The organism is Microcoleus sp. ARI1-B5 (assembly GCF_036705795.1).
Classification (GTDB): domain Bacteria; phylum Cyanobacteriota; class Cyanobacteriia; order Cyanobacteriales; family Microcoleaceae; genus Microcoleus.
Map to the genome: position 1 here is coordinate 210,671 of NZ_JAUBVK010000006.1, position 20,073 is coordinate 230,743.

The following is a 20,073-nucleotide window of genomic DNA, read 5'->3' on the forward strand; positions in this document are numbered from 1 at the left end:
CGGGAAACAGTCGATCGACTTTCAGCTTAAAAACCCTATAGAAATTATCAGCGTGGCAAACCCCGACCGCAAACCACTACTCCTAGATTTTGAAAAGCCGCTGGCCGAACTAGAAACCAGAATTCACCAGATTCGCCAACTCGCCGAAGAAAACGCCGTCGATGTCACGGACGAAATTCGCAAACTCGAAGCTCGCTCCGCCCAACTGCGACAAGAAATTTTCAGCAGCTTGTCCCCCATGCAGCGGCTGCAACTCGCCCGTCACCCGCGCCGCCCCAGCACCCTCGACTACATTCAGGCAATTAGCGACGAGTGGATCGAGCTGCACGGCGATCGGCGCGGCACAGACGACCCGGCCCTCGTCGGCGGAATTGCCCGCATAGACGGGCGTCCCACAGTCATCATCGGCCACCAAAAAGGGCGCGACACCAAAGACAATATCGCCCGCAACTTCGGCATGGCTGCTCCCGGCGGCTACCGCAAAGCCCTGCGGTTGATGGAACACGCCGATCGCTTCGGTATGCCAATTTTCACCTTTATCGACACTCCCGGGGCTTGGGCGGGCTTAGAAGCCGAACAGCTCGGACAAGGAGAGGCGATCGCCTGCAACCTCCGAGAAATGTTTCGCCTCGACGTTCCGATTATTTGCACCGTCATCGGCGAAGGCGGTTCCGGCGGCGCCTTGGGCATCGGCGTCGGCGAGCGGCTGTTGATGCTAGAACATTCCGTGTACACCGTCGCCACCCCCGAAGCTTGTGCTGCCATCCTCTGGAAAGATGCGGGCAAAGCCAACTTGGCTGCAGAAGCCCTCAAAATTACTTCCTGGGATTTGAAAAACCTGGGCGTTTTAGATCAGATAGTGCCCGAGCCCGTTGGCGGCGCTCACTCGAATCCCCTGAAAGCTGCGGCGATGCTCAAACAAGCTTTGTTGGAAAACTTAGCAGAACTGACACAGCTTACGGGTCAGCAGCGGCGCGGGCTCCGGTATCAAAAGTTTCGCCACATCGGTGTATTCACTGAAATGTCGGCTTAAGCCGAGGAATTCATAGTTATTAGTTATGAATTACAATCTCTTAACTTCACACTCATAACTAATAACTCACACCTGACTGTTCTGCGAATCTGTCAGCAGTGTTATAATTTCTCAGGTGAGATCGGCTTAACAGTTCTTAATGTTAATCTCATAATTAACTGCGATCGCCCGCAGCAGACAGTTGTCTGATTTGCCGTAGAAGGCTGCAACGCCCGACGGGTAGTTGCCGAGCGAAAGTATGCCAAAAGTAGTCCCAGATGCCTTGGGCAATGGGATAAAGGGTTTAGTAGTTCACCCGGTCAAGCTAACACTTGCAAACTAATTTCCGTGTTTTTCGTAAAATTAGGAACTATCAGGACACTGAATGAACCATCCCACAACAAAGCAGGCTCTGATTACCGGAGCCAGCAGCGGTATTGGCAAAGCGACGGCCGAGGCCTTCGCCGCCGCAGGCATAAATCTGGCCTTAGTTAGCCGAGAATCGGAAAACTTAGAAGCCGTTGCAGCCGCCGCCCTCCAAGTCGGAGTGAAAGCAAAAGCTTATCCCTTAGACTTGGCAAAAATTGAGCAAGTGCAAAGCGGCATCAGCGCGATCGCAACTCAATTCGGCCCGATAGATATCCTAGTCAACAGCGCAGGCATGGGCTACACAGGCCCCTTGACGGAAACGTCCCTAGCCGACTGGCAGCGAGTTTTAGACCTAAATCTAACTAGCGTTTGGCAGTGCATTCAAGCAGTTTTGCCGTCCATGCGCGATCGGCGATCGGGAATCATCATCAACGTTTCCTCGATCGCCGGCAGCCAAGTCTTCCCCAACTGGGGAGCCTACTGCGTCAGCAAATTCGGTCTCATGGCTTTGTCCAAGACATTAGCTGCCGAAGAAAGGGCTGGCGGAATTCGCGTCACAGCCATCTGTCCGGGTTCTGTCAACACTCCCATGTGGGACACAGAAAGCGTCCAAGCCGACTTCGATCGCAGTGCGATGTTAACCCCAGAAATCGTCGCCCAATCAATTCTGCACGCAGTTCAATTGCCTGCAAGTGCAGTAATTGAAGAAATCACGCTCATGTCCAACGCCGGAGTTTTGTGAACTTGAGATTGTAGACTGCTGAATTTTTATCGAATTCAACAATCTTTGAATCTCTAGCTGCATCCCCCAATCGCAAATCGAAAATAGATAGCTCTATCCCCAATCGAAAATCGCAAATCGCAAATCGAAAATAGATAGCTCTATCCCCCAATCGAAAATCGCAAATCGCAAATCGAAAATAGATAGCTCTATCCCCAATCGAAAATCGAAAATCGCAACTCTAAAATAGATAGACCCTCACACCAACTTGTTATGACAATTGCATCTTCCAGCGGTTCCAACGGCTCGAACTCAATCTCGACTGACAGCATGAAACCTTCAGCAACCGCAGACAACAACGCCCCGCGCATCACCACTCGGCCCGATCGCAATTCCTCCCACGGTCAAGAATCCAACGTACCCGTAGCCTCAGAAGTAGGCATGGAAGAAATGATGGAGGCCGTTCGCACGATGCTGCTGGGAGTAGGAGAAGATCCCGAACGCGAAGGATTGCTCAAAACCCCGAAGCGGGTAGCAGAAGCAATGCGGTTTCTCACCAGCGGCTACACTCAATCCCTCGAAGAACTCCTCAACGGCGCTATCTTTGACGAAGGCCACAACGAAATGGTACTGGTGCGAGACATCAGCGCATTCAGTATGTGCGAACACCATATGCTGCCATTTATGGGCCGAGTTCACGTCGCTTACATTCCCAACCAAAAAGTAGTGGGACTGAGCAAATTAGCCAGAATTGTCGAGATGTACAGCCGTCGGTTGCAGGTGCAAGAACGTTTGACGCGCCAAATTGCCGAAGCAGTTCAGACAATATTGGAACCGAAGGGAGTGGCTGTAGTGATGGAAGCCAGCCATATGTGCATGACGATGCGGGGCGTGCAAAAACCCGGTGCTTGGACGGTGACGAGTGCCATGTTGGGCGTGTTTCAAGACGAACAGAAAACTCGCGAAGAATTCCTGAATTTGATCCGCCACCAACCGGCATTCTTTTAGTCAGTTGACCTGGGACAGTTGACCTGGGACAGTTGTCAGTTGTCAGTTGTCAGTTGTCGGTTGTCGGTTGACAGTGACCGTTGACAGTTGTCATTCGGCTGATGACTACTGACTAATGATGACTTTTAACCAGCCCCAAAACGAGGGAGTATCTCTGTTTTGCATTTATAGTGCTGTCCCCGCTCGCGTGTTTATACAAGCTCGCGAGCGGGGACGCTCGCAGGGAAGATAAAAAATGCTTCTTGCAAAAATGAGATGCTCCCCAAAACGGGTACCGTGCCACGTACACTCCATAAATGGAGCTCCCAAAATTTTAGAGTCTTGTTCCTGCTCGCTGATTCACTGCGCTGCAAGTAAATCTAAAATCTAAAATCTAAAATCTAAAATCGACTGACGATCGACAAATAAGCTCATAAAATAGACGAGTGACTTATGGCTTGTGACTAATGAATCATCCTATTAAATTCGGTACAGATGGCTGGCGCGGCATCATTGCTGACGATTTCACATTCGATCGCGTAGCGTTAGTAGCTCCCCTAGCAGCACAAGTTCTGGCACAAACCGGCGGCAGCGATAGCAGCAGCGGTACCGTAATTGTCGGTTACGACCGCCGATTTCTAGCTGAAGATTTTGCCAAAAACGCGGCTCTTGCCGTCCAAAACGCCGGATTTGACGTGCTGCTGAGCGAATCCTACGCCCCAACTCCAGCTTTCAGTTTAGCTGCAAAACAATTAAATGCTTTAGGTGCGATCGTTTTAACAGCCAGCCACAATCCCGGTGCATATTTAGGATTAAAAGTCAAAGGCGGATTTGGGGGTTCAGTTTCCCCCGAAGTTACGCAACAGATAGAAGCAAAACTCGAAAATCCGGCGACAGTTTCAGCAACTCCCGGAAAATTGGAGAATTTCAATCCTTGGCCGGCTTACTGCAAAACCTTGCGGGAAATGGTAGATATTGAGGCGATAAAAGAGGCGATCGCATCCGGCAAAATTACAGTATTTGTAGATGTAATGCACGGCGCCGCAGCGGGCGGCTTAGCTCAAATTTTAGAAGAAACAGTCCAGGAAGTCAACAGCGATCGAGATCCGCTGTTCGGCGGCGGTGCACCGGAACCTTTACCGCGCTACCTGTCGCAGTTGTTCCGCGTGATGCGGACTCACCAGCGAAAAGCATCCGGTTTGTCGATCGGATTTGTATTTGACGGAGATAGCGATCGAATTGCAGCCGTGGACTCAAGCGGAAACTTCCTCAGTTCGCAAATCCTAGTTCCCATATTAATCGAACACTTAGCCAAACGGCGCGGCTTGAGCGGAGAAGTGATTAAAACAGTCAGCGGTTCCGACATCATCCCCAAAATTGCCCAACTGTACAGCCTGCCATTGTTTGAAACGCCGATCGGTTACAAGTATATAGCCGATCGAATGTTAACAACCCAAGTCCTAGTCGGCGGCGAAGAATCGGGAGGAATCGGCTACGGTACTCACATTCCCGAAAGAGACGCCTTACTGTCAGCCCTGTACTTATTAGAAGCAGTCGTCAAATCCGGCGAAGACTTAAGCGAAATTTACAGCCGACTGCAAAAAGAAACCGAGTTTACCTCAGCCTACGACAGAATCGACTTGCACCTAGCAAACATGGAAGAAAGAGCGCGTTTGCTATCCCTGCTGCAAAACCAACCATTAACAGAAATCGCCGGCAAAGCAGTAGTAGACTGCAACAAAGTAGACGGATACAAATTCCGCCTAGCCGACGGAAGCTGGCTGTTAATTCGGTTTAGCGGAACCGAACCAGTATTGCGGCTGTATTCCGAAGCTGCAACATTAAAAGAAGTCATGCAAAACTTAAACTGGGCAAAAGCTTGGGCGCAGAATTGAGAAGAATTTGCAACCGCAGATAAACGCCGATAAACGCGGATGGATTAATATGAAACCTCTCTTTCTCTGTGTTCTCTGCGGCCTCTGTGGTTCAAAAAAATCTTTCTTATTCACAAATCAAAAGTATTGTAGGGTGTGTCGCCATTTAAAATCTCTAAATTTGACAGACAATCTTAAAGCGACGCACCTGACAAAGCTTGATACACAATAATTGTTCGTGCTTGTTTATTCAACAATTGTGTCAGGTGCGTCGCCACTCGAAAAGTTGATTTTTATGCAGATTTTTTTAAGGGCGACACACCCTACGGCGAATGTTGCAAGAGTTTTCAAGAATTGGTATCAAAAAATGGCTTACAGCGATTTCAGCATTGCGAGAGCGAAAAAAGATTTTGGATTAACCTTAAATGAAAGCCGCAATTTATTTGCCGACACAAAACCTGTTGCACCCTCAGAAATATTAACAACAATTCTCATCGATTATGTGCCGCTAGCAACTTTTATTTCCACAGAAAAAGCTCGATCGGAATTTTTAATTGCCCCGATCTTGGCAGAAGTTAGGCGAATGTTAAACAAACGAGTTTCTCTGTTTTCAGGTAAGGATTTTACTGTCGATCCAGAAAGAGGTTTGCAAGGATTTTGTGATTATATTATTAGCGGTTCTCCCGAACAATTGTTCATCAGTGCTCCGGTTGTGACAATTTTTGAGGCCAAAAAAGAGGATATTATTGGCGGGTTGGGTCAATGCGTTGCAGCAATGGTGGCGGCTCAATGTTTCAATCAAAATCAAGACAGTGAGGTCGATCGCATTTACGGCGCGGTGACAACGGGTACTAACTGGAAATTCTTGATTTTGGAGGAAACTACTGTTTATATCGATCCGATTGAATACTATATTCAAGACGTTGATAAGATTTTGGGAATTTTGTTGCAGCCCTTTTCCCAATCTTTTGTTAATATAGATCCGTAATTTTTAACAGAAATAATGACCAATAATAAATTGCTAGTTGTAGCTACCGGCAATCCGGGTAAACTCAAGGAAATGCAGCTTTATCTTCAGGATTTGGGATGGGAATTGCAGCTTAAACCGGAAGAGTTGGAAATTGAGGAAACTGGGGAAACGTTTATCGCTAATGCTTGCTTGAAAGCTTCTGAAGTGGCCGCTTCAACTGGCCAATGGTCGATCGCGGATGATTCTGGTTTAATGGTAGATGCACTCGACGGTCAACCTGGGATTTTCTCGGCGCGCTACGGAAAAACGGATGCTGACAGGATATCTCGGCTTCTCAAAGAATTGGGAAGCGAACAAAACCGGGAAGCACAATTTGTTTGTGCGATCGCGATCGCCCGTCCCGACGGTACAATTGCCTTGCAAGTAGAAGGAATTTGCCGGGGCTCCATCCTCCACACTCCTCGCGGTACCGGAGGTTTCGGGTATGACCCGATTTTCTACGTGCCCGCACAGCAACAGACTTTTGCAGAAATGACACCCGATATCAAGCGATCGCACTCCCACCGCGGCCGAGCATTCCAGGCTCTATTACCACAAATGGCGAAGCTTGTCAACCCCAAGTGAGGCAAAAAGCAAAAACAGGGGCATGGGATATTGACCGTCAGACATCAGAACTGAATAGGGAAGAGGCTTTATCCATTACTGATGACCGATGACCGATGCCCTCTCTGCCCTGTTTGGCCAATGCCCCAGTATCTTAGATTGCCTCCAGGTTCTTTTCTCCCGTCCGAATTCGGATAATTTGTTCTACAGGAGAGATGAAAATCTTGCCGTCGCCAATCTCGCCCGTGCGGGAAGCAGCGATAATTTTATCCACCACCATGTCAACTTGATCGTTTTCGACAACAATCTCGACCTTGAGCTTTTGCAAGAACTCAACGGTGTACTCAGAACCGCGATAGCGTTCAGTCATGCCCTTCTGACGGCCAAAACCTCTAACTTCAGAAACAGTCATCCCCACAATGCCAGCATTGACGAGGGCGATTTTCACTTCGTCAAGTTTAAACGGGCGAATAATAGCTTCAACCTTTTTCAAGTTTCTCACTCCTAACATTACTACTTTCGTTATATTACTTAATCGGCGTGACATCTTTTAATATCACTGCCAACAGCAACTATTTTGTAAAATATACTACCGTATGTTGTACTCGCGATGAAATGCACGCCAACCTTTAACAATATTCTCGGATTTTCCGGGGGCGCGGGATCTGGCAAGAGGGTCGATCGCGGTAGAGTGAAAAAGACCCAAGTCCAGAGCCGCCGATCTGCTAAAACAGAAAAAGAACACAGGAGACAGGAGTTCTCGCCCGTTTCCGCTTTGCTATGTGAGATTTGCACGTATTGCTGAAAACTATAATTGCCAGAAGCGGTCAGTTAAACTATTCCTATGCACCCAGCTAGCCCTCCCCCTGACCGCAGCGGGCTTGATGCCCTACTGAGAAATCGCCCCTTCCTCACCTTGTGGACTGGCCAGTTGTTGGCCCAAGTGGCGGATAAAATCTTTTACGTATTGCTGATTATTCTCCTGAAAACGGGCGACTACCGACCCTGGCCTGTTTCTTGGCAGCATTCGGAAAATTCGATGCTGTCAGCGGTGATGATCGCCTACACGCTGCCGGCGATCGTCTTTGGTTCGGCGGCCGGTATCGTGGTAGACCGCTTTTCCAAAAAGCAAATGCTGATCGGCTGCAACGCGATCCGAGCCTTGGCGATCGTAGCTTTGCCGTTTTTGCCCAAAACTTTTGTGGTGTTGTTGGCGATTACGTTTTTGGTCTCTACCGTAACGCAATTTTTTGCTCCCGCAGAGCAGGCGGCAATCCCGCTGGCTGTGGGGCGAGAGGGACTGATGTCGGCAAATGCTCTGTTCGCGTCGTCCACAATGGGCGGCATTATTGTGGGGATGACGATCGGCGAACCGATATTTACTTGGATCAAACACAGCTACGGGCCAGCTTATCAAGAGTTTTTCCTGGGCGGATTGTACCTGGTATCTGCAGGTTTGCTCTACTTGATGCGGATCAAAGAAAATCATGCAGGTAGCAGTGGCAAAAATGTCCATCCTTGGCAAGACTTGAAAGAAGGTTTGCGCTATTTGAAGCACAACCGCCTCGTCAGCAACGCGGTGGTGCAGTTGACGATTTTGTATTCGGTGTTTGCGGCGCTGCAAGTTCTGGCGATCGCACTTTCAGGCAAAATTGGTCTCAAAGAAACTCAATTTGGCTTTTTGCTGGCTGCTGCGGGAGTCGGAATGGTCTTCGGCGCAGCTTTTTTGGGTCACTGGGGCGATCGAATGCACCACAAACCTTTGCCGTTAATTGGTTTCTTGATGATGGGTTTTGTGTTGGCAATGTTTGCCTTTACCCGACAGTTGTGGCTGGGATTTAGTTTGAGTGCTCTGTTCGGTTTTGGCGCTTCTTTAATTAACGGCCCGATGCAAGCGCTGATTCAAGAAAAAACTCCCGAATCCATGCGGGGAAAAGTCTTTGGCTTGGAGAACAATGCGATTAATATTGCCCTCAGCTTGCCTTTAGCAGTGACGGGCCCGCTGACTGATGCTGTCAGCAAAGCCGTCGGCTCGGATGACCTCGGCTTGCGGATCGTGCTGCTGAGTTTGGGCTGTTTGGTCTCGGTGATGGGCATGGCCGCTTGGAAACATACTCGCAAAGTCTTGCGGGATGCTGTGTGAAGAGTTGACAGTTGACAGTTGACAGTTGACAGTTGAGAACAGTTGAGAGTTGAGAGTTGAGAGTTGAGAGTTGACAGCTTGCAAGGGAGAAGGGTTGAGAGTTGACCGAAGGAAGAGGGCTTTCTTTTGGCGATCGATCTCTAACGTCCAAGCCGCCCTGACGGTTAGGACGTTGTTAATTGCCCAAACCATTGTTTTTCTTGTCTAATGCCGGATTACGAATGCTATACAAGGGTCATATCGCGGTAAACCGAGCCGAATGCCGCGATTTCTTGTGTTTCTTTTCTGCCTCTGCTGTTCCACAATTTCTCAGCAGCGGGCGATCGCACATCGATCGCGAAACTTTTTGTAAAATATCAGCAGTTAAATTTTCATAGCTTGATTATTAAGATTAAAGTAGTATAAAAGCTTTCATTAAAAATCATAATTAGTTTAAGGAAGGAAATTCTGTGCAACTAAAAACTAAAGTGGCCATCAAGCGTGCAACTGGTGGCTTTGCTCTGATCGACAGCTTGATCCGCCACGGAGTCAAGCATATTTTTGGTTATCCCGGCGGCGCAATTCTGCCGCTTTACGATGAACTCTACCGCGCTGAAGCGAGCGGCGGCATCAAACACATTTTAGTGCGCCACGAACAAGGTGCTGCTCACGCGGCTGACGGCTATGCCCGCGCTACCGGACAAGTTGGGGTTTGTTTCGCGACTTCGGGCCCGGGTGCAACTAATTTGGTGACGGGGATTGCGACGGCGCACATGGATTCGATCCCGATGGTAATTATTACCGGTCAAGTGGCCCGTCCGGCGATCGGCACTGATGCGTTTCAGGAAACAGATATTTACGGGATTACCCTGCCCATTGTCAAGCATTCTTATGTAGTGCGCGACCCGAGAGATATGGCGCGAATTGTGGCTGAAGCTTTCCACATCGCGAGTACAGGGCGGCCGGGGCCGGTGTTGGTTGATGTACCCAAGGATGTGGGTTTAGAAGAATTTGACTATCTGCCCGTGGAACCGGGCTCTGTGAGAATTCCGGGCTACCGGCCGACGGTGAAGGGAAATCCCCGCCAGATTAATCAAGCGATTCATTTGTTGAAGGAAGCGAAGCGTCCTTTGCTGTATGTGGGCGGCGGGGCGATCGCAGCCGGGGCCCACGAGGAAATTAAGGAACTCGCCGAGATGTTCCAATTGCCGGTCACAACAACGCTGATGGGCAAAGGTTCCTTCGATGAAAACCATCCTTTGTCTGTGAAAATGCTGGGGATGCACGGCACTGCTTACGCTAATTTTGCCGTTACTGAGTGCGATTTGTTGATTGCTGTGGGAGCTCGGTTTGACGATCGCGTGACGGGCAAATTAGACGAGTTTGCCGCGCGCGCTAAGGTGATTCACATCGATATTGACCCGGCGGAAGTGGGCAAAACTCGCGGCCCTGACGTGCCGATTGTCGGAGATGTCCGGCAAGTTTTGATTGATATGCTGCGCCGCTGTCGGGAAACTGGTGTTTCGGGAACTCCCGGACAAACTGCCGAATGGCTGCACAGGATCGATCGCTGGAAACAGGACTATCCGTTAGTTGTGCCTCATTACCCAGACATTTTGTCTCCGCAAGAGGTGATTTCCGAGTTGGCTACTCAAGCGCCGGAAGCTTACTACACGACGGATGTGGGTCAACATCAAATGTGGTCGGCTCAATTCTTGAACAACGGGCCGCGCCGCTGGATTTCGAGCGCTGGTTTGGGCACGATGGGTTTCGGGGTGCCGGCGGCGATGGGCGCGAAAATGGCGCTACCCAACGAGCAGGTGATTTGTATTGCTGGCGATGCTAGCGTGCAAATGAATATTCAAGAGTTGGGAACACTAGCACAATACGGCATTAATGTCAAGATTGTGATTGTAAATAACGGCTGGCAAGGCATGGTGCGGCAGTGGCAGCAGGCGTTCTACGGGGAGCGTTATTCGTCGTCGAACATGACTGTGGGGATGCCGGATTTTGTGATGCTGGCTGAGGCTTACGGCGTCAAGGGGATGCTGGTTTCGCGGCCGGATGAGTTAAAGGGTGCGATCGCTCAAATGTTAGCTCACGACGGCCCTGTGCTGATGAACGTGAAGGTGACCCGGGACGAAAACTGCTATCCGATGGTTGTTCCTGGTAAGAGTAACGCTCAAATGGTTGGTTTGCCCGAACGCAGCAAGTTGGAATCTGCCCAGTTGATTTATTGTCCGAGTTGCGGCGCGAAGAATGTTTCGAGCAATAAGTTTTGTCCTGAGTGCGGGACGAAAGTTTAACTAGGGACACGGCAATGCCTTGTTTGGCAGGGGTTTAAACCCCTGCCTCAAAGATAAGATAAGACGGCGGTTGAAACCGCGTCTACACGAACTTTCGTCCGCCGACGCGGACTGAAGAGAATAACGTAATTTTAACGCCTTGTCTTCAACCCGCTCTTAAGCGGGTTTTGTTTGTATCGATGCGGTTTCTAACCGCCCGGTCTTCTGTTAGGATAATATTAATAAATAAGAAATAATATCAAAAACCAGTCATGCTGTGGACACCCGGACAAATCCTGAAAACTCGCCCGTACCGCATCGAAAAAATCCTCGGATTAGGAGGATTTGGCATGACTTACACAGCAACACACTTGCAACTAAACCATCAAGTTGTAATTAAAACGCCCAATGGAACTTTACAAAATGACCCCGAATATCCCAACTACGTGCGCCGCTTTATCCGCGAAGGGCAAATCTTAGCGCAACTGTGCGAAAACGCGCACCCTGGAATTGTCCGCGTCAGCGACTTGTTTGAGGAAAAAGGGATTCATTGTTTGGTAATGGATTTAGTAGTCGGGGAAAGTTTATGGCATACAGTACAGCAGCAAGGGCGACTCCCGGATACGGAAGCAGTGGCAATTATTCGCCAAATTGGAGAAGCTTTAACGGATGTTCATAAAGCAGGAATTGTTCATCGCGATGCTCATCCGGGTAATATTATGTTGCGTCCCAACGGGCAAGCTGTGTTAATAGATTTTGGCATTGCTAGTGAATTAATGCCGACAGTTATTAGCAGCAGACATCCTTGCAATCCAGCTTTTGCCCCTTGGGAACAGCAACTAGAAGGAAGTGGTAAACCAACGGTTGATATTTATGCTTTAGCGGCTTCTTTATATTATGCAGTAACTAAGCAATCACCAACGCCTTCTTTACAGCGACATTTTCAAAATATGGCGTTGAAGCCTGCTAAGGATTTTGGGGTGCAAGATTGGGTGTGTTTAGCAATAGAAAAGGGGATGGCTTCGGAAGCACAAAAGCGGCCGCAGTCGATGAAAGATTGGTTGAGTTATTTGCGGGAACCGATTCCACAAACAATTGCTAGTGTATCGGTGCAGCTTAAATCGGCGCGGGGTGTTGACTATACTCGCCTGCGGGATTTCTTGGCAGCGGGGAAGTGGCAAGAGGCGGATATGGAAACACTCAACGTGATGCTGAAAGTGGCTAGACGGGAGGATGAAGGTTATTTCAGTAAGGAATCAATTGATAATTTTTCTTGCGATGATTTACGCACGATAGACCAGTTGTGGGTAAAATACAGTCAGGGTCGCTTTGGCTTTAGCGTTCAGAAAAAAATCTGGTTAGAAGTTGGTGGCCAAGTTGATTATAAGACTGAATGCAAGCTGGGCGATCGTGTGGGTTGGCGAATAGGAGGTAAGTGGTTGGACTACAATGACCTTACCTTTAATAAGCAAGCACAAGTAGGACATATCCCTGTGTGGGTGTGGGAGTGGGGGGAATGGCGAAGAAGGGGTGGATATCTCTTCTCTCGGATTAAGAGTTGTAAGCTGTAATGTATAACGATTTCATCCCCTTGTCAAGTTTTTTTTATCGAACCTTTTTTGACGAAGTTATCGGCTTTTAGTGATTTCATTACCTGCTAATTGGATGAGTAATAAATGCCAATCAAAGTTAGAGATATCATTTGAATATCAATTAATAAGGAGAAACTACTTTGACAGCAACAATTATAGAAATCGGCACCTTAATTACCCGCGATTCGCAACTTCGCGGGGGCATCCCTATTATCGCAGGCACAGCTACATCCGTGCGACGAATTGCCGCGTTGTATAAACAAGGCAATAATGCTGAGGAGATAGCTAAAGATTTAGATCATCTTACCTTAGCCCAAGTTTATGCTGCACTTTCTTATTATCACGCAAATCAAGCAGAAATAGAAGCAGATTTAGATGCCCAACAGGCAGAATATGAGAGTCTTGCAGCATTAAAGAGCCAAAAAATGCCGGAGAAAACATGAGTAAAATTCGGCTGTATTTAGATGAAGATTCACGCAGCCAAAAACTTTTACAAGCTTTACAAAGTCGCAGTGTAGATGTCATTACAGTTTCCGAAGCTGCGATGTTATCTCGGAGTGATGAAGATCAACTGAGTTGGGCTTTTGTGAATGAAAGGGTAATTTACAGTTTCAACGCTAGGGATTTTTATAGAATTCATACCGATTGGCTAGAAAAAGGTGACTCTCATGCAGGAATTATTTTAGGTCAACAAAATTATTCTGCGGCAGAAAAAATGCGTCGCCTTTTGAGATTAATTTCTGCTAAGTCTGCGGAAGAAATGCAAAATCAAATAGAGTTTCTCAGTGCTTGGAATGAATAAGCTGTTTTGAATTTAGATTTAAATTTTTGGGCGATGCTGCGAAGCCCACCCCACAAGATTTGCATTGTTTTTTGAAATGTAATTTAAATGTACAATAGCTTACTTTGAATGTGAGATACTTCTGTATAAGAAAATTCGCGGGAGTCGGCAATGAATCTTTATTTGGGAATAGATTTCGGCACTACGGGCGCTCGATCGACAATCATCGACTCCCAGGGTACAATCCATTGCGAGACAGAATACACTTTTGCCAACGCACAACAGCCGGAATTGCCCTCGGTGTGGCAAAATGCACTCTCGGCTGTAATTGAGCAAATCCCCCCCAAAATCCGCAATCGGGTAAGCGCGATCGCCCTTGACGGCACATCCTCCACAGTCATGCTGTGCGATACTGACGGTATACCAGTATGCGAACCGATTTTATACAATGATGCGCGCGGTGCAGCGGTTACAGAGAGGTTGCGGGCGATCGCGCCACCCAACCACACAGTATTAAGCGCCACATCCAGCCTAGCCAAACTCCTCTGGTGGCAAGAGGGCGGGCTAGAAGCCCACCCCACAAAACAATTCAGTCTTTGTGGAACAGGCATCTTGCCTGTTATTGAGAAGCTTTATTTCCTGCATCAAGCCGATTGGTTGGCGTTTCTGCTGCACGGAAAATTAGGAATTAGCGACTATCACAATGCTTTGAAACTCGGTTTCGATGTTGGTACTTTGTGCTATCCCGATTGGCTGATCCAGGGAATTGCCGGCGCTGCAACGCCTAAATTGCCGCAAGTTGTGGCACCGGGCGCGCCTGTGGGGAAAGTTACAGAGGAAGTGGGCGATCGCTTCGGATTTCCCCGCCATTGTACAGTTTGTGCTGGCACAACCGATAGCATTGCAGCATTTTTAGCAAGCGGTGTCAATTCACCGGGGGAAGCAGTAACTTCTCTCGGTTCAACTTTAGCTGTGAAACTGTTAAGTCATACCCGCGTAGATGATTCGAGATACGGGATTTACAGTCACAGATTCTCTAATATATTCTCCCCCCCTTTTGAAGGGGGGGCGGGGGGGGATATGTGGTTAGTTGGAGGCGCTTCTAATACGGGAGGTGCGGTGCTGCGGCACTTTTTTACTGATGCTGAATTGGCGAATTATAGCACACAAATCGATCCAGAGCAAGAGAGTTTGCTGGATTATTACCCGTTGTTGAAAAAGGGCGATCGCTTTCCAATTAATGACCCGAATTTGCCGCCGAAACTCGAACCGCGTCCGGCTGATTCTGTGGAATTTCTGCACGGTTTGTTAGAAAGTATGGCGCGGATTGAAGCGCGGGGATATCAATTATTGCAGGAGTTGGGCGCAACTCCTTTGACAAAGGTTTATACTGCTGGCGGCGGCGCCAAAAATCTGGTTTGGAGTGCGATAAGAAAGCGTTATTTGAAAGTGCCTGTTGAAACGCCGATTCATACTGCGGCTGCTTATGGGGCGGCGCTTTTGGCGAAGCAGGGAAGTCAATCAATTTGAGATTGGAGGATTGAAGAAAGCGACATCACGAATCGATGCGAAAAATTATAACTTGGATGCTTTTAGTTAGGTTTAAGGTGGTAAATTAGGAGTGCAATCGCTCTCGATCACAACTAAAATGATAGGAAGCAAACATTCTGATATATTGTGTTAAGTTGTTATCCCTAAAAATCAAGGACAATGGCAAAGTTACCTGATGACATCCTGAACACAATTTTCACATTGCAGCGACGGGTAGTGGAAATCCTCAACGAAACAACCGCCACAGAATATATATTCATGCAGCAGTTTGGCGAGACAGAAGCGACACTCCCCGAACTAGAATCTCTGGATAATATTAAGGAAAGGTTGAGAACCTCTTACAATCGTTTGTACAGGCTTTTGCAGCAGGTGACAGAATCTCAACCCGCTGCGACTGCGGATACGTTAAACTTTCTGTATGGAACGATAGAAGACGGAGAGGCCATTGTCGATGCCTCAGCAGCAAGCATTCAAGAAATCAAAATGGATTGGAACTTACGATGAATCAACAACCTAGAATCCCCGATGCTGAAACCAGAAAGCGACACGTTGAAAATATCCGTGAAGTCTGCCGACAGCTTGACGCTTTCAATTTGAAGTTAGATGAAGCGATTGCCATATTTGAAGCTGACAACCGCCGCCAGCGTCGAGAACGTTTAGCGGGTAAATACAGGCGTGTGGAATCTCAGGTAGTCGAATAAGATATGAGATGTTGCATCATTCATTCTTAATAAGTCTTTTATGAACAGGCAAGATGCTTATTCCACAAAGAGTTAATTTTATTGTGGAACAGGCATCTTGCCTGTTAAGCCTTAAGATGCAGACGGCGGTTGAAACCGCCAGAAAGTCAAACGATGTCCGCCGGACGCCGACTAAAGATAAAAACGTAATTTTTACCCACATTTTTACCGCCCATTCTTCAACCCGCAAAGGTTTGTAGTGAGGACTTTAGTCCTTTGATAGATGAGGACTAAAGTCCTTACTACAAACCAAGCTATTAAACTCGCTGCAACTTAGCTGTTCTCGGATCGATGATTTTGCGGCCCAAACCTGTAAACTTAATTGCGAGATTAGTTTTATCACCAGTCCCCAAAACGTGCGTGATTTCTCCAACTCCAAAAGCATGATGAAAAACTTTATCGCCTGTTTTCCACTCTGCTGGTTGGGAACTGCCGGAATTAGCTGCTGAATTATTAGTTTTTCCCTGCAATGCAGCCATTTTGCCCGTCTTAGTTTTCTTCGCACTTCCAGCCAGCAAATGTGTCGGCAATTCCCCTAAAAATAGCGAAGGGGTGCAGTGTTCCCGGAAACCTCCCCAGAGGCGGCGTTCGCGAGTGTGGGTGAGAAATAGCAATTCCTGGGCGCGAGTGATGCCGACGTAGCACAAACGGCGTTCTTCTTCAATAGCTTTCGGGTCGTCCAAACTGCGGAAATTGGGAAATAAACCCTGTTCCATTCCGACTAGAAATACTACGGGAAATTCTAACCCTTTCGCGGAGTGCAGCGTCATCAGCGATACGCGGGAATCTTCTTCCTGCAAGTCATCTAAATCCGATGCTAAAGATGCTTTTGCTAAAAATGATGTTAGGGTCGGTTCTTCGTTTTGTTCTTCAAATTGTAGCACCGCGTTGTACAATTCTCGAACGTTTTCGATGCGATTTTCTGCTTCCTCGGTTCCTTGGTTTTTCAAATCGTCAATGTAACCTGAATCTTCGATAATTCCTTGGACAATTTGCGACGCAGGCAAAGTTTCCAGTTGTTGTTGCCAATGACTAATCATTTCGGCAAACTTAATTATAGCTTTTGCCGATCGCCCTGCGAGAGTATTTACAGAAGACTCATCGCTGAGGATTTCCCACAACGGAATGCCCAATTGAGTTGCAGCGTCTTCGATTTTGGCAAATGTGGTGTCGCCAATGCCGCGGCGGGGAGTGTTGATGATGCGTTTGAGGCTGACGCTATCGTCGGGATTGGCGATCGTCCGCAGGTATGCTAAGATATCTTTGATTTCTTTGCGATCGTAAAACTTCAGGCCGCCGACAATATTGTAGGGAATATCTAAACGCATTAACGCTTCTTCAAAAGAGCGAGATTGAGCGTTGGTGCGGTAGAGAATCGCAAAGTTGCTGCCCTGTTCGTATTCGGAGTTTTGGCGCTTCAAGGAATGAATTTGACCGGCTACAAATTCCGCTTCATCTAATTCGTTGTCAGCGCGCCAGACAACAATCGGAGCTCCGGGTTCGCGAGTCGGGCGCAGAACTTTCTCGATGCGTTCGGTATTGTGTTCGATCAAGTGGTTGGCGACTTGCAGGATGTTTTCGCGCGATCGATAATTCTCCTCTAATTTTACCATCGTCTGAGTCTTCTCGTCAGACAAGCCGTCGCCGAAATCCTCTTGAAATTCCAGCAATATGGTATAATCTGCCATCCGAAAACTGTAAATTGATTGATCGACATCGCCCACCACAAAAATCGAGCGGTTTTGCCATTTATCGAACTCTTTCGGGTCAACGTTATTTGTGACCAACATCCGAATCAAATCGTATTGAGTGCGGTTGGTATCTTGGTATTCGTCAACTAAAATATGTCGGAACTTGTGATGCCAATAACTCAATACTTGCTCGTTTTGGCGCAAAAGTTTAACCGGAACGAGAATTAAATCGTCAAAATCTAAGCCGTTGTTGGCTGCTAAAGCGTCTTGGTAGCGGCTGTAAACATCGGCAATTACGCGCCCTCTGTAATCCGGTTCGGCGGCGAGGAATTCTTGAGGCGACCAACCTTGATTTTTAGCGTTGCTGATGACGTAGCGAACTTTGCGCGGCTCGAATTTCTTATCGTCGAGGTTGAGGGTTTTGGTAACAATTTGTTTGACGAGAGTTTGAGCGTCTGACTCGTCAAAAATTGAAAAGTTTCGTTTCCACTGGCGGCCGTTTTCGTCTTGATATTTCTCAATGTCGTAGCGCAGAATGCGGCCGCACAGAGAGTGAAAGGTTCCCATCCAAATCTGTTTGGTAATTCTGTGGTAAATTTGCGATCGCAATCTCGTTTGTACATCCGGCGTCAAATCTGCCAAAGGTTTGCCATATTCCGCTTCAGCTTGCTGAGTCGCCAGCAATTTCTCAATTCTTTCTTTCATCTCCCTAGCGGCTTTATTCGTAAATGTCACCGCCAGAATATTTTCAGGATCGACTCGGTGGGTGCGAACTAAATTAGCTACGCGGTAAGTTAGAGCCCGCGTTTTCCCGGAACCAGCCCCCGCTACTACTAACAGCGGCCCGTTGTAATGGGCGACTGCTTGGCGCTGGGATGGGTTGAGGTGGCTGAGAAAGTCGGTAGTTTGAGTCATAGTTGGAAAGTTAGTTGTTGGATTTTTTTAAGGGATAAATAATAGTTGGTATGCGATACGGCAAGTTTTTTTTAAGGTCAGGCGCGATCGCCCTAGAATATAATATCATGAATATCAGACGGCGGTTGAAACCGATCCTATACAAACGATGTCCACTCCAAGCGGTGTAAAGAAAATTACGTAAAACGTAATTTTTAACGCCTATTCTTCAACCCGCTCCCGTCGCGTGAGTGTCTGTATAGCCGCGGTTTCAACCGCCCGGTATTCTAACGTTTAAATATTTGTTTGAGCCCAATTGCCGCTAATATTCCCAAACCTATCCAAATAGCAATGATTGCAGCGGCGGCTGCCCGATTTATCGGTTTTCCTCGCTCTATTTCTGCGGCTGCTTTTTCCCGACACTCGGCTAAAACCTGTGGCGGAATCATCTTCAATACCAGCCAAATTCCTAATGGTACAATTATTAAATCGTCTAAGTAGCCGAGAATTGGGATGAAGTCGGGAATTAAGTCGATCGGGCTAAAGGCATAGGCAACTGTTACACCTGCTAAAACTCTCGCGTACCAAGGTACTCTCTGGTCTGTACTGGCTAAATAAACAGCGTAAGTCTCTTTTTTGAGTTGGCGGGCAGCTTGTTTTAAGGATTGCATATGTAGCAGAAGGAAGAAGGAAGAAGGAAGAAGGAAGAAGGAAGAAGGAAGAAAAAAACTATTCGCCATGCCCAATTCGCAATTCCCAATTCCCCATTTAAGTTTCTAAAAGTGTAACCGTGGGGACATCTGAAAATTTCCGTTGCAGCATAAGATTATACCATCTATTGTGTGAGGAGAATGGAGTTTATGAATTTAAATTTACAACGGGGCGATCGCATTAATTTCCGCAACCTGATAACAGCTTTATGTTTAACCTTAACTCTCGTGAGTTTCGCGGGATTAGATCCGGCGGCTGCTCAAGAACAGCGGATCAGAACGCTAACGGTTACTGGGCGCGGTGTTGAAGCGATTCCGACAACTCAAACTTTAGTGCGTTTGGGGGTTGAAGTGCAGGGGAAAACGGCGGCCGAGGTGCAGCAAGAAGCGGCGAGACGATCGTCCGCTGTGGTAGAGTTGCTGCGATCGCGCCAAGTAGAAAAACTCGAAACTACTGGCATCACCCTCAGCCCGAATTACAGCTACGAAAACAACCAGCAGCGCCTAACAGGGTATACTGCTACGAATACCGTCAGTTTTCGCATCAATACTCAATCTGCCGGCACTTTGCTCGATGATGCGGTGAGGGCCGGAGCAACCCGAATTCAAGGTGTGAGTTTTGTAGCGGCCCCAAGTGCGATCGCCCAAGCTCAAAAACAAGCACTCAAAAAAGCAACTCAAGACGCTCAATCGCAAGCGGATGCAGTCTTGAGCGCGCTCAACCTGAAGCGGGGAGAGATTCTCAGCATTCAAGTCAACGGTGCGATCGCGCCCCCTCCTGTTTACCGCCAGTTTGCTGCTCGCACTGCTGGTGATATTGCTGTTGCAACGCCCGTGGTGGGAGGAGAAGAGCAGGTAGAAGCTTCTGTGACTTTGCAAATTAGCTATTAATTCATGGTTCAATCGTCCCCGCTCGCGTTGAAAATAACCCCTCGCAACCATTGAGAATAATTCCTCGCACTCTCGCGATCGATCGCGAGCGAGGACGATCGCACTAGGCTACAATTCCGATATCATCGGATTTGATTTGAAGCCGACACAGTTAGGATATTATTAATAGCTGAAACCATTGCTTTCATTCTTCCTTCTTCCTTCTTCCTTCTTCCTTCTTCCTTCTTCCTTCTGCCATTGCTTTCCTTCTTCTTTCTTCCTTCTTCCGACTTCCATGGGA

General features: G+C 47.8%; 20 protein-coding genes. 16 read left to right on the forward strand and 4 right to left on the reverse strand.

Annotation, left to right across the window (positions count from 1 at the left end):
• The first annotated feature begins 52 nt into the window (after positions 1–52).
• Positions 53–1,033 (forward strand): acetyl-CoA carboxylase carboxyl transferase subunit alpha, encoded by a 981-nt coding sequence (gene accA / locus QUB63_RS12375; RefSeq protein WP_332945446.1) that lies wholly within the window; start codon positions 53–55, stop codon positions 1,031–1,033.
• A gap of 126 nt (positions 1,034–1,159) precedes the next feature.
• Here the strand turns inward: accA and QUB63_RS12380 are convergent, their stop codons facing one another.
• Positions 1,160–1,303: a hypothetical protein gene (locus tag QUB63_RS12380; RefSeq protein ID WP_332945448.1), complete on the reverse strand. Its 144-nt coding sequence runs from the start codon at positions 1,301–1,303 to the stop codon at positions 1,160–1,162.
• A gap of 94 nt (positions 1,304–1,397) precedes the next feature.
• On the opposite strand from QUB63_RS12380, the gene QUB63_RS12385 reads away from it, so the two are divergent.
• The 5 genes from QUB63_RS12385 to rdgB all read left to right on the forward strand — a co-directional run bounded on the left by QUB63_RS12385 (position 1,398) and on the right by rdgB (position 6,557).
• The gene (locus tag QUB63_RS12385) at positions 1,398–2,123 is read left to right on the forward strand and encodes an SDR family oxidoreductase (RefSeq protein WP_332945450.1); all 726 of its coding nucleotides are present in this window, start codon (positions 1,398–1,400) and stop codon (positions 2,121–2,123) included.
• A gap of 252 nt (positions 2,124–2,375) precedes the next feature.
• Positions 2,376–3,110 (forward strand): GTP cyclohydrolase I FolE, encoded by a 735-nt coding sequence (gene folE / locus QUB63_RS12390; protein WP_332945452.1) that lies wholly within the window; start codon positions 2,376–2,378, stop codon positions 3,108–3,110.
• A 446-nt stretch (positions 3,111–3,556) separates the two neighbouring features.
• Entirely contained in the window at positions 3,557–4,984 is a 1,428-nt protein-coding gene (locus QUB63_RS12395) for a phosphoglucomutase/phosphomannomutase family protein (RefSeq protein WP_332945454.1), read from the forward strand.
• A gap of 346 nt (positions 4,985–5,330) precedes the next feature.
• Entirely contained in the window at positions 5,331–5,951 is a 621-nt protein-coding gene (locus tag QUB63_RS12400; RefSeq protein WP_332945620.1) for a hypothetical protein, read from the forward strand.
• Positions 5,952–5,966: 15 nt separating this feature from the next.
• Positions 5,967–6,557 carry an RdgB/HAM1 family non-canonical purine NTP pyrophosphatase gene (rdgB, locus tag QUB63_RS12405; protein ID WP_332945455.1) on the forward strand — a complete coding sequence of 197 codons (591 nt, stop codon included), beginning with the start codon at positions 5,967–5,969 and terminating at the stop codon, positions 6,555–6,557.
• A 133-nt stretch (positions 6,558–6,690) separates the two neighbouring features.
• On the opposite strand, the gene QUB63_RS12410 is transcribed toward rdgB, so the two are convergent.
• Positions 6,691–7,029: a P-II family nitrogen regulator gene (locus tag QUB63_RS12410; protein WP_006633346.1), complete on the reverse strand. Its 339-nt coding sequence runs from the start codon at positions 7,027–7,029 to the stop codon at positions 6,691–6,693.
• Positions 7,030–7,380: 351 nt separating this feature from the next.
• Here QUB63_RS12410 and QUB63_RS12415 point away from each other — a divergent pair, with 351 nt between their 5' ends.
• From QUB63_RS12415 to QUB63_RS12455, 9 genes are all read left to right on the forward strand, one after another.
• Positions 7,381–8,679, forward strand: coding sequence for an MFS transporter (locus QUB63_RS12415; protein WP_332945457.1), 1,299 nt, complete (start codon positions 7,381–7,383; stop codon positions 8,677–8,679).
• A gap of 449 nt (positions 8,680–9,128) precedes the next feature.
• Entirely contained in the window at positions 9,129–10,964 is a 1,836-nt protein-coding gene (gene ilvB / locus QUB63_RS12420; protein ID WP_332945458.1) for a biosynthetic-type acetolactate synthase large subunit, read from the forward strand.
• 251 nt (positions 10,965–11,215) lie between these two features.
• Positions 11,216–12,514, forward strand: a complete 1,299-nt coding sequence (locus tag QUB63_RS12425; RefSeq protein ID WP_332945459.1) for a serine/threonine-protein kinase — start codon at positions 11,216–11,218, stop codon at positions 12,512–12,514.
• A 161-nt stretch (positions 12,515–12,675) separates the two neighbouring features.
• Positions 12,676–12,978 (forward strand): DUF433 domain-containing protein, encoded by a 303-nt coding sequence (locus tag QUB63_RS12430; RefSeq protein ID WP_332945461.1) that lies wholly within the window; start codon positions 12,676–12,678, stop codon positions 12,976–12,978.
• A complete protein-coding gene (locus QUB63_RS12435; RefSeq protein ID WP_332945462.1) occupies positions 12,975–13,337 on the forward strand; it encodes a DUF5615 family PIN-like protein in 363 nt (120 codons plus the stop codon). Before QUB63_RS12430 ends, QUB63_RS12435 begins: the two co-directional genes overlap by 4 nt.
• A 150-nt stretch (positions 13,338–13,487) precedes the next feature.
• Positions 13,488–14,846 (forward strand): FGGY-family carbohydrate kinase, encoded by a 1,359-nt coding sequence (locus QUB63_RS12440; RefSeq protein WP_332945463.1) that lies wholly within the window; start codon positions 13,488–13,490, stop codon positions 14,844–14,846.
• 180 nt (positions 14,847–15,026) lie between these two features.
• Entirely contained in the window at positions 15,027–15,371 is a 345-nt protein-coding gene (locus QUB63_RS12445; protein WP_332945464.1) for a hypothetical protein, read from the forward strand.
• On the forward strand, positions 15,368–15,568 hold the full coding sequence (locus QUB63_RS12450; protein ID WP_293182164.1) for a hypothetical protein: 201 nt from the start codon (positions 15,368–15,370) through the stop codon (positions 15,566–15,568). Before QUB63_RS12445 ends, QUB63_RS12450 begins: the two co-directional genes overlap by 4 nt.
• Before the next feature lie 53 nt (positions 15,569–15,621).
• Positions 15,622–15,807 (forward strand): hypothetical protein, encoded by a 186-nt coding sequence (locus QUB63_RS12455; RefSeq protein WP_332945465.1) that lies wholly within the window; start codon positions 15,622–15,624, stop codon positions 15,805–15,807.
• 57 nt (positions 15,808–15,864) lie between these two features.
• Here QUB63_RS12455 and pcrA read toward each other — a convergent pair whose 3' ends face one another.
• Complete coding sequence (gene pcrA, locus QUB63_RS12460) at positions 15,865–18,213, reverse strand: DNA helicase PcrA (protein WP_332945467.1); 2,349 nt, start codon at positions 18,211–18,213, stop codon at positions 15,865–15,867.
• Positions 18,214–18,479: 266 nt separating this feature from the next.
• Positions 18,480–18,863: a YkvA family protein gene (locus QUB63_RS12465; protein WP_332945469.1), complete on the reverse strand. Its 384-nt coding sequence runs from the start codon at positions 18,861–18,863 to the stop codon at positions 18,480–18,482.
• 189 nt (positions 18,864–19,052) lie between these two features.
• On the opposite strand from QUB63_RS12465, the gene QUB63_RS12470 reads away from it, so the two are divergent.
• Entirely contained in the window at positions 19,053–19,793 is a 741-nt protein-coding gene (locus QUB63_RS12470; protein WP_332945471.1) for an SIMPL domain-containing protein, read from the forward strand.
• Positions 19,794–20,073 lie beyond the last annotated feature (280 nt).

What these genes read in the sequence shown, in the direction of transcription:
- QUB63_RS12385 (WP_332945450.1), top strand. Translation starts at nt 1,398, where the DNA reads ATGAACCATCCCACAACAAAGCAGGCTCTGATTACCGGAGCCAGCAGC.
- folE (WP_332945452.1), top strand. Translation starts at nt 2,376, where the DNA reads ATGACAATTGCATCTTCCAGCGGTTCCAACGGCTCGAACTCAATCTCG.
- QUB63_RS12395 (WP_332945454.1), top strand. Translation starts at nt 3,557, where the DNA reads ATGAATCATCCTATTAAATTCGGTACAGATGGCTGGCGCGGCATCATT.
- QUB63_RS12400 (WP_332945620.1), top strand. Translation starts at nt 5,331, where the DNA reads ATGGCTTACAGCGATTTCAGCATTGCGAGAGCGAAAAAAGATTTTGGA.
- rdgB (WP_332945455.1), top strand. Translation starts at nt 5,967, where the DNA reads ATGACCAATAATAAATTGCTAGTTGTAGCTACCGGCAATCCGGGTAAA.
- QUB63_RS12415 (WP_332945457.1), top strand. Translation starts at nt 7,381, where the DNA reads ATGCACCCAGCTAGCCCTCCCCCTGACCGCAGCGGGCTTGATGCCCTA.
- QUB63_RS12425 (WP_332945459.1), top strand. Translation starts at nt 11,216, where the DNA reads ATGCTGTGGACACCCGGACAAATCCTGAAAACTCGCCCGTACCGCATC.
- QUB63_RS12435 (WP_332945462.1), top strand. Translation starts at nt 12,975, where the DNA reads ATGAGTAAAATTCGGCTGTATTTAGATGAAGATTCACGCAGCCAAAAA.
- QUB63_RS12440 (WP_332945463.1), top strand. Translation starts at nt 13,488, where the DNA reads ATGAATCTTTATTTGGGAATAGATTTCGGCACTACGGGCGCTCGATCG.
- QUB63_RS12445 (WP_332945464.1), top strand. Translation starts at nt 15,027, where the DNA reads ATGGCAAAGTTACCTGATGACATCCTGAACACAATTTTCACATTGCAG.
- QUB63_RS12450 (WP_293182164.1), top strand. Translation starts at nt 15,368, where the DNA reads ATGAATCAACAACCTAGAATCCCCGATGCTGAAACCAGAAAGCGACAC.
- QUB63_RS12455 (WP_332945465.1), top strand. Translation starts at nt 15,622, where the DNA reads ATGCTTATTCCACAAAGAGTTAATTTTATTGTGGAACAGGCATCTTGC.
- pcrA (WP_332945467.1), bottom strand. Translation starts at nt 18,213, where the DNA reads ATGACTCAAACTACCGACTTTCTCAGCCACCTCAACCCATCCCAGCGC.
- QUB63_RS12465 (WP_332945469.1), bottom strand. Translation starts at nt 18,863, where the DNA reads ATGCAATCCTTAAAACAAGCTGCCCGCCAACTCAAAAAAGAGACTTAC.
- QUB63_RS12470 (WP_332945471.1), top strand. Translation starts at nt 19,053, where the DNA reads ATGAATTTAAATTTACAACGGGGCGATCGCATTAATTTCCGCAACCTG.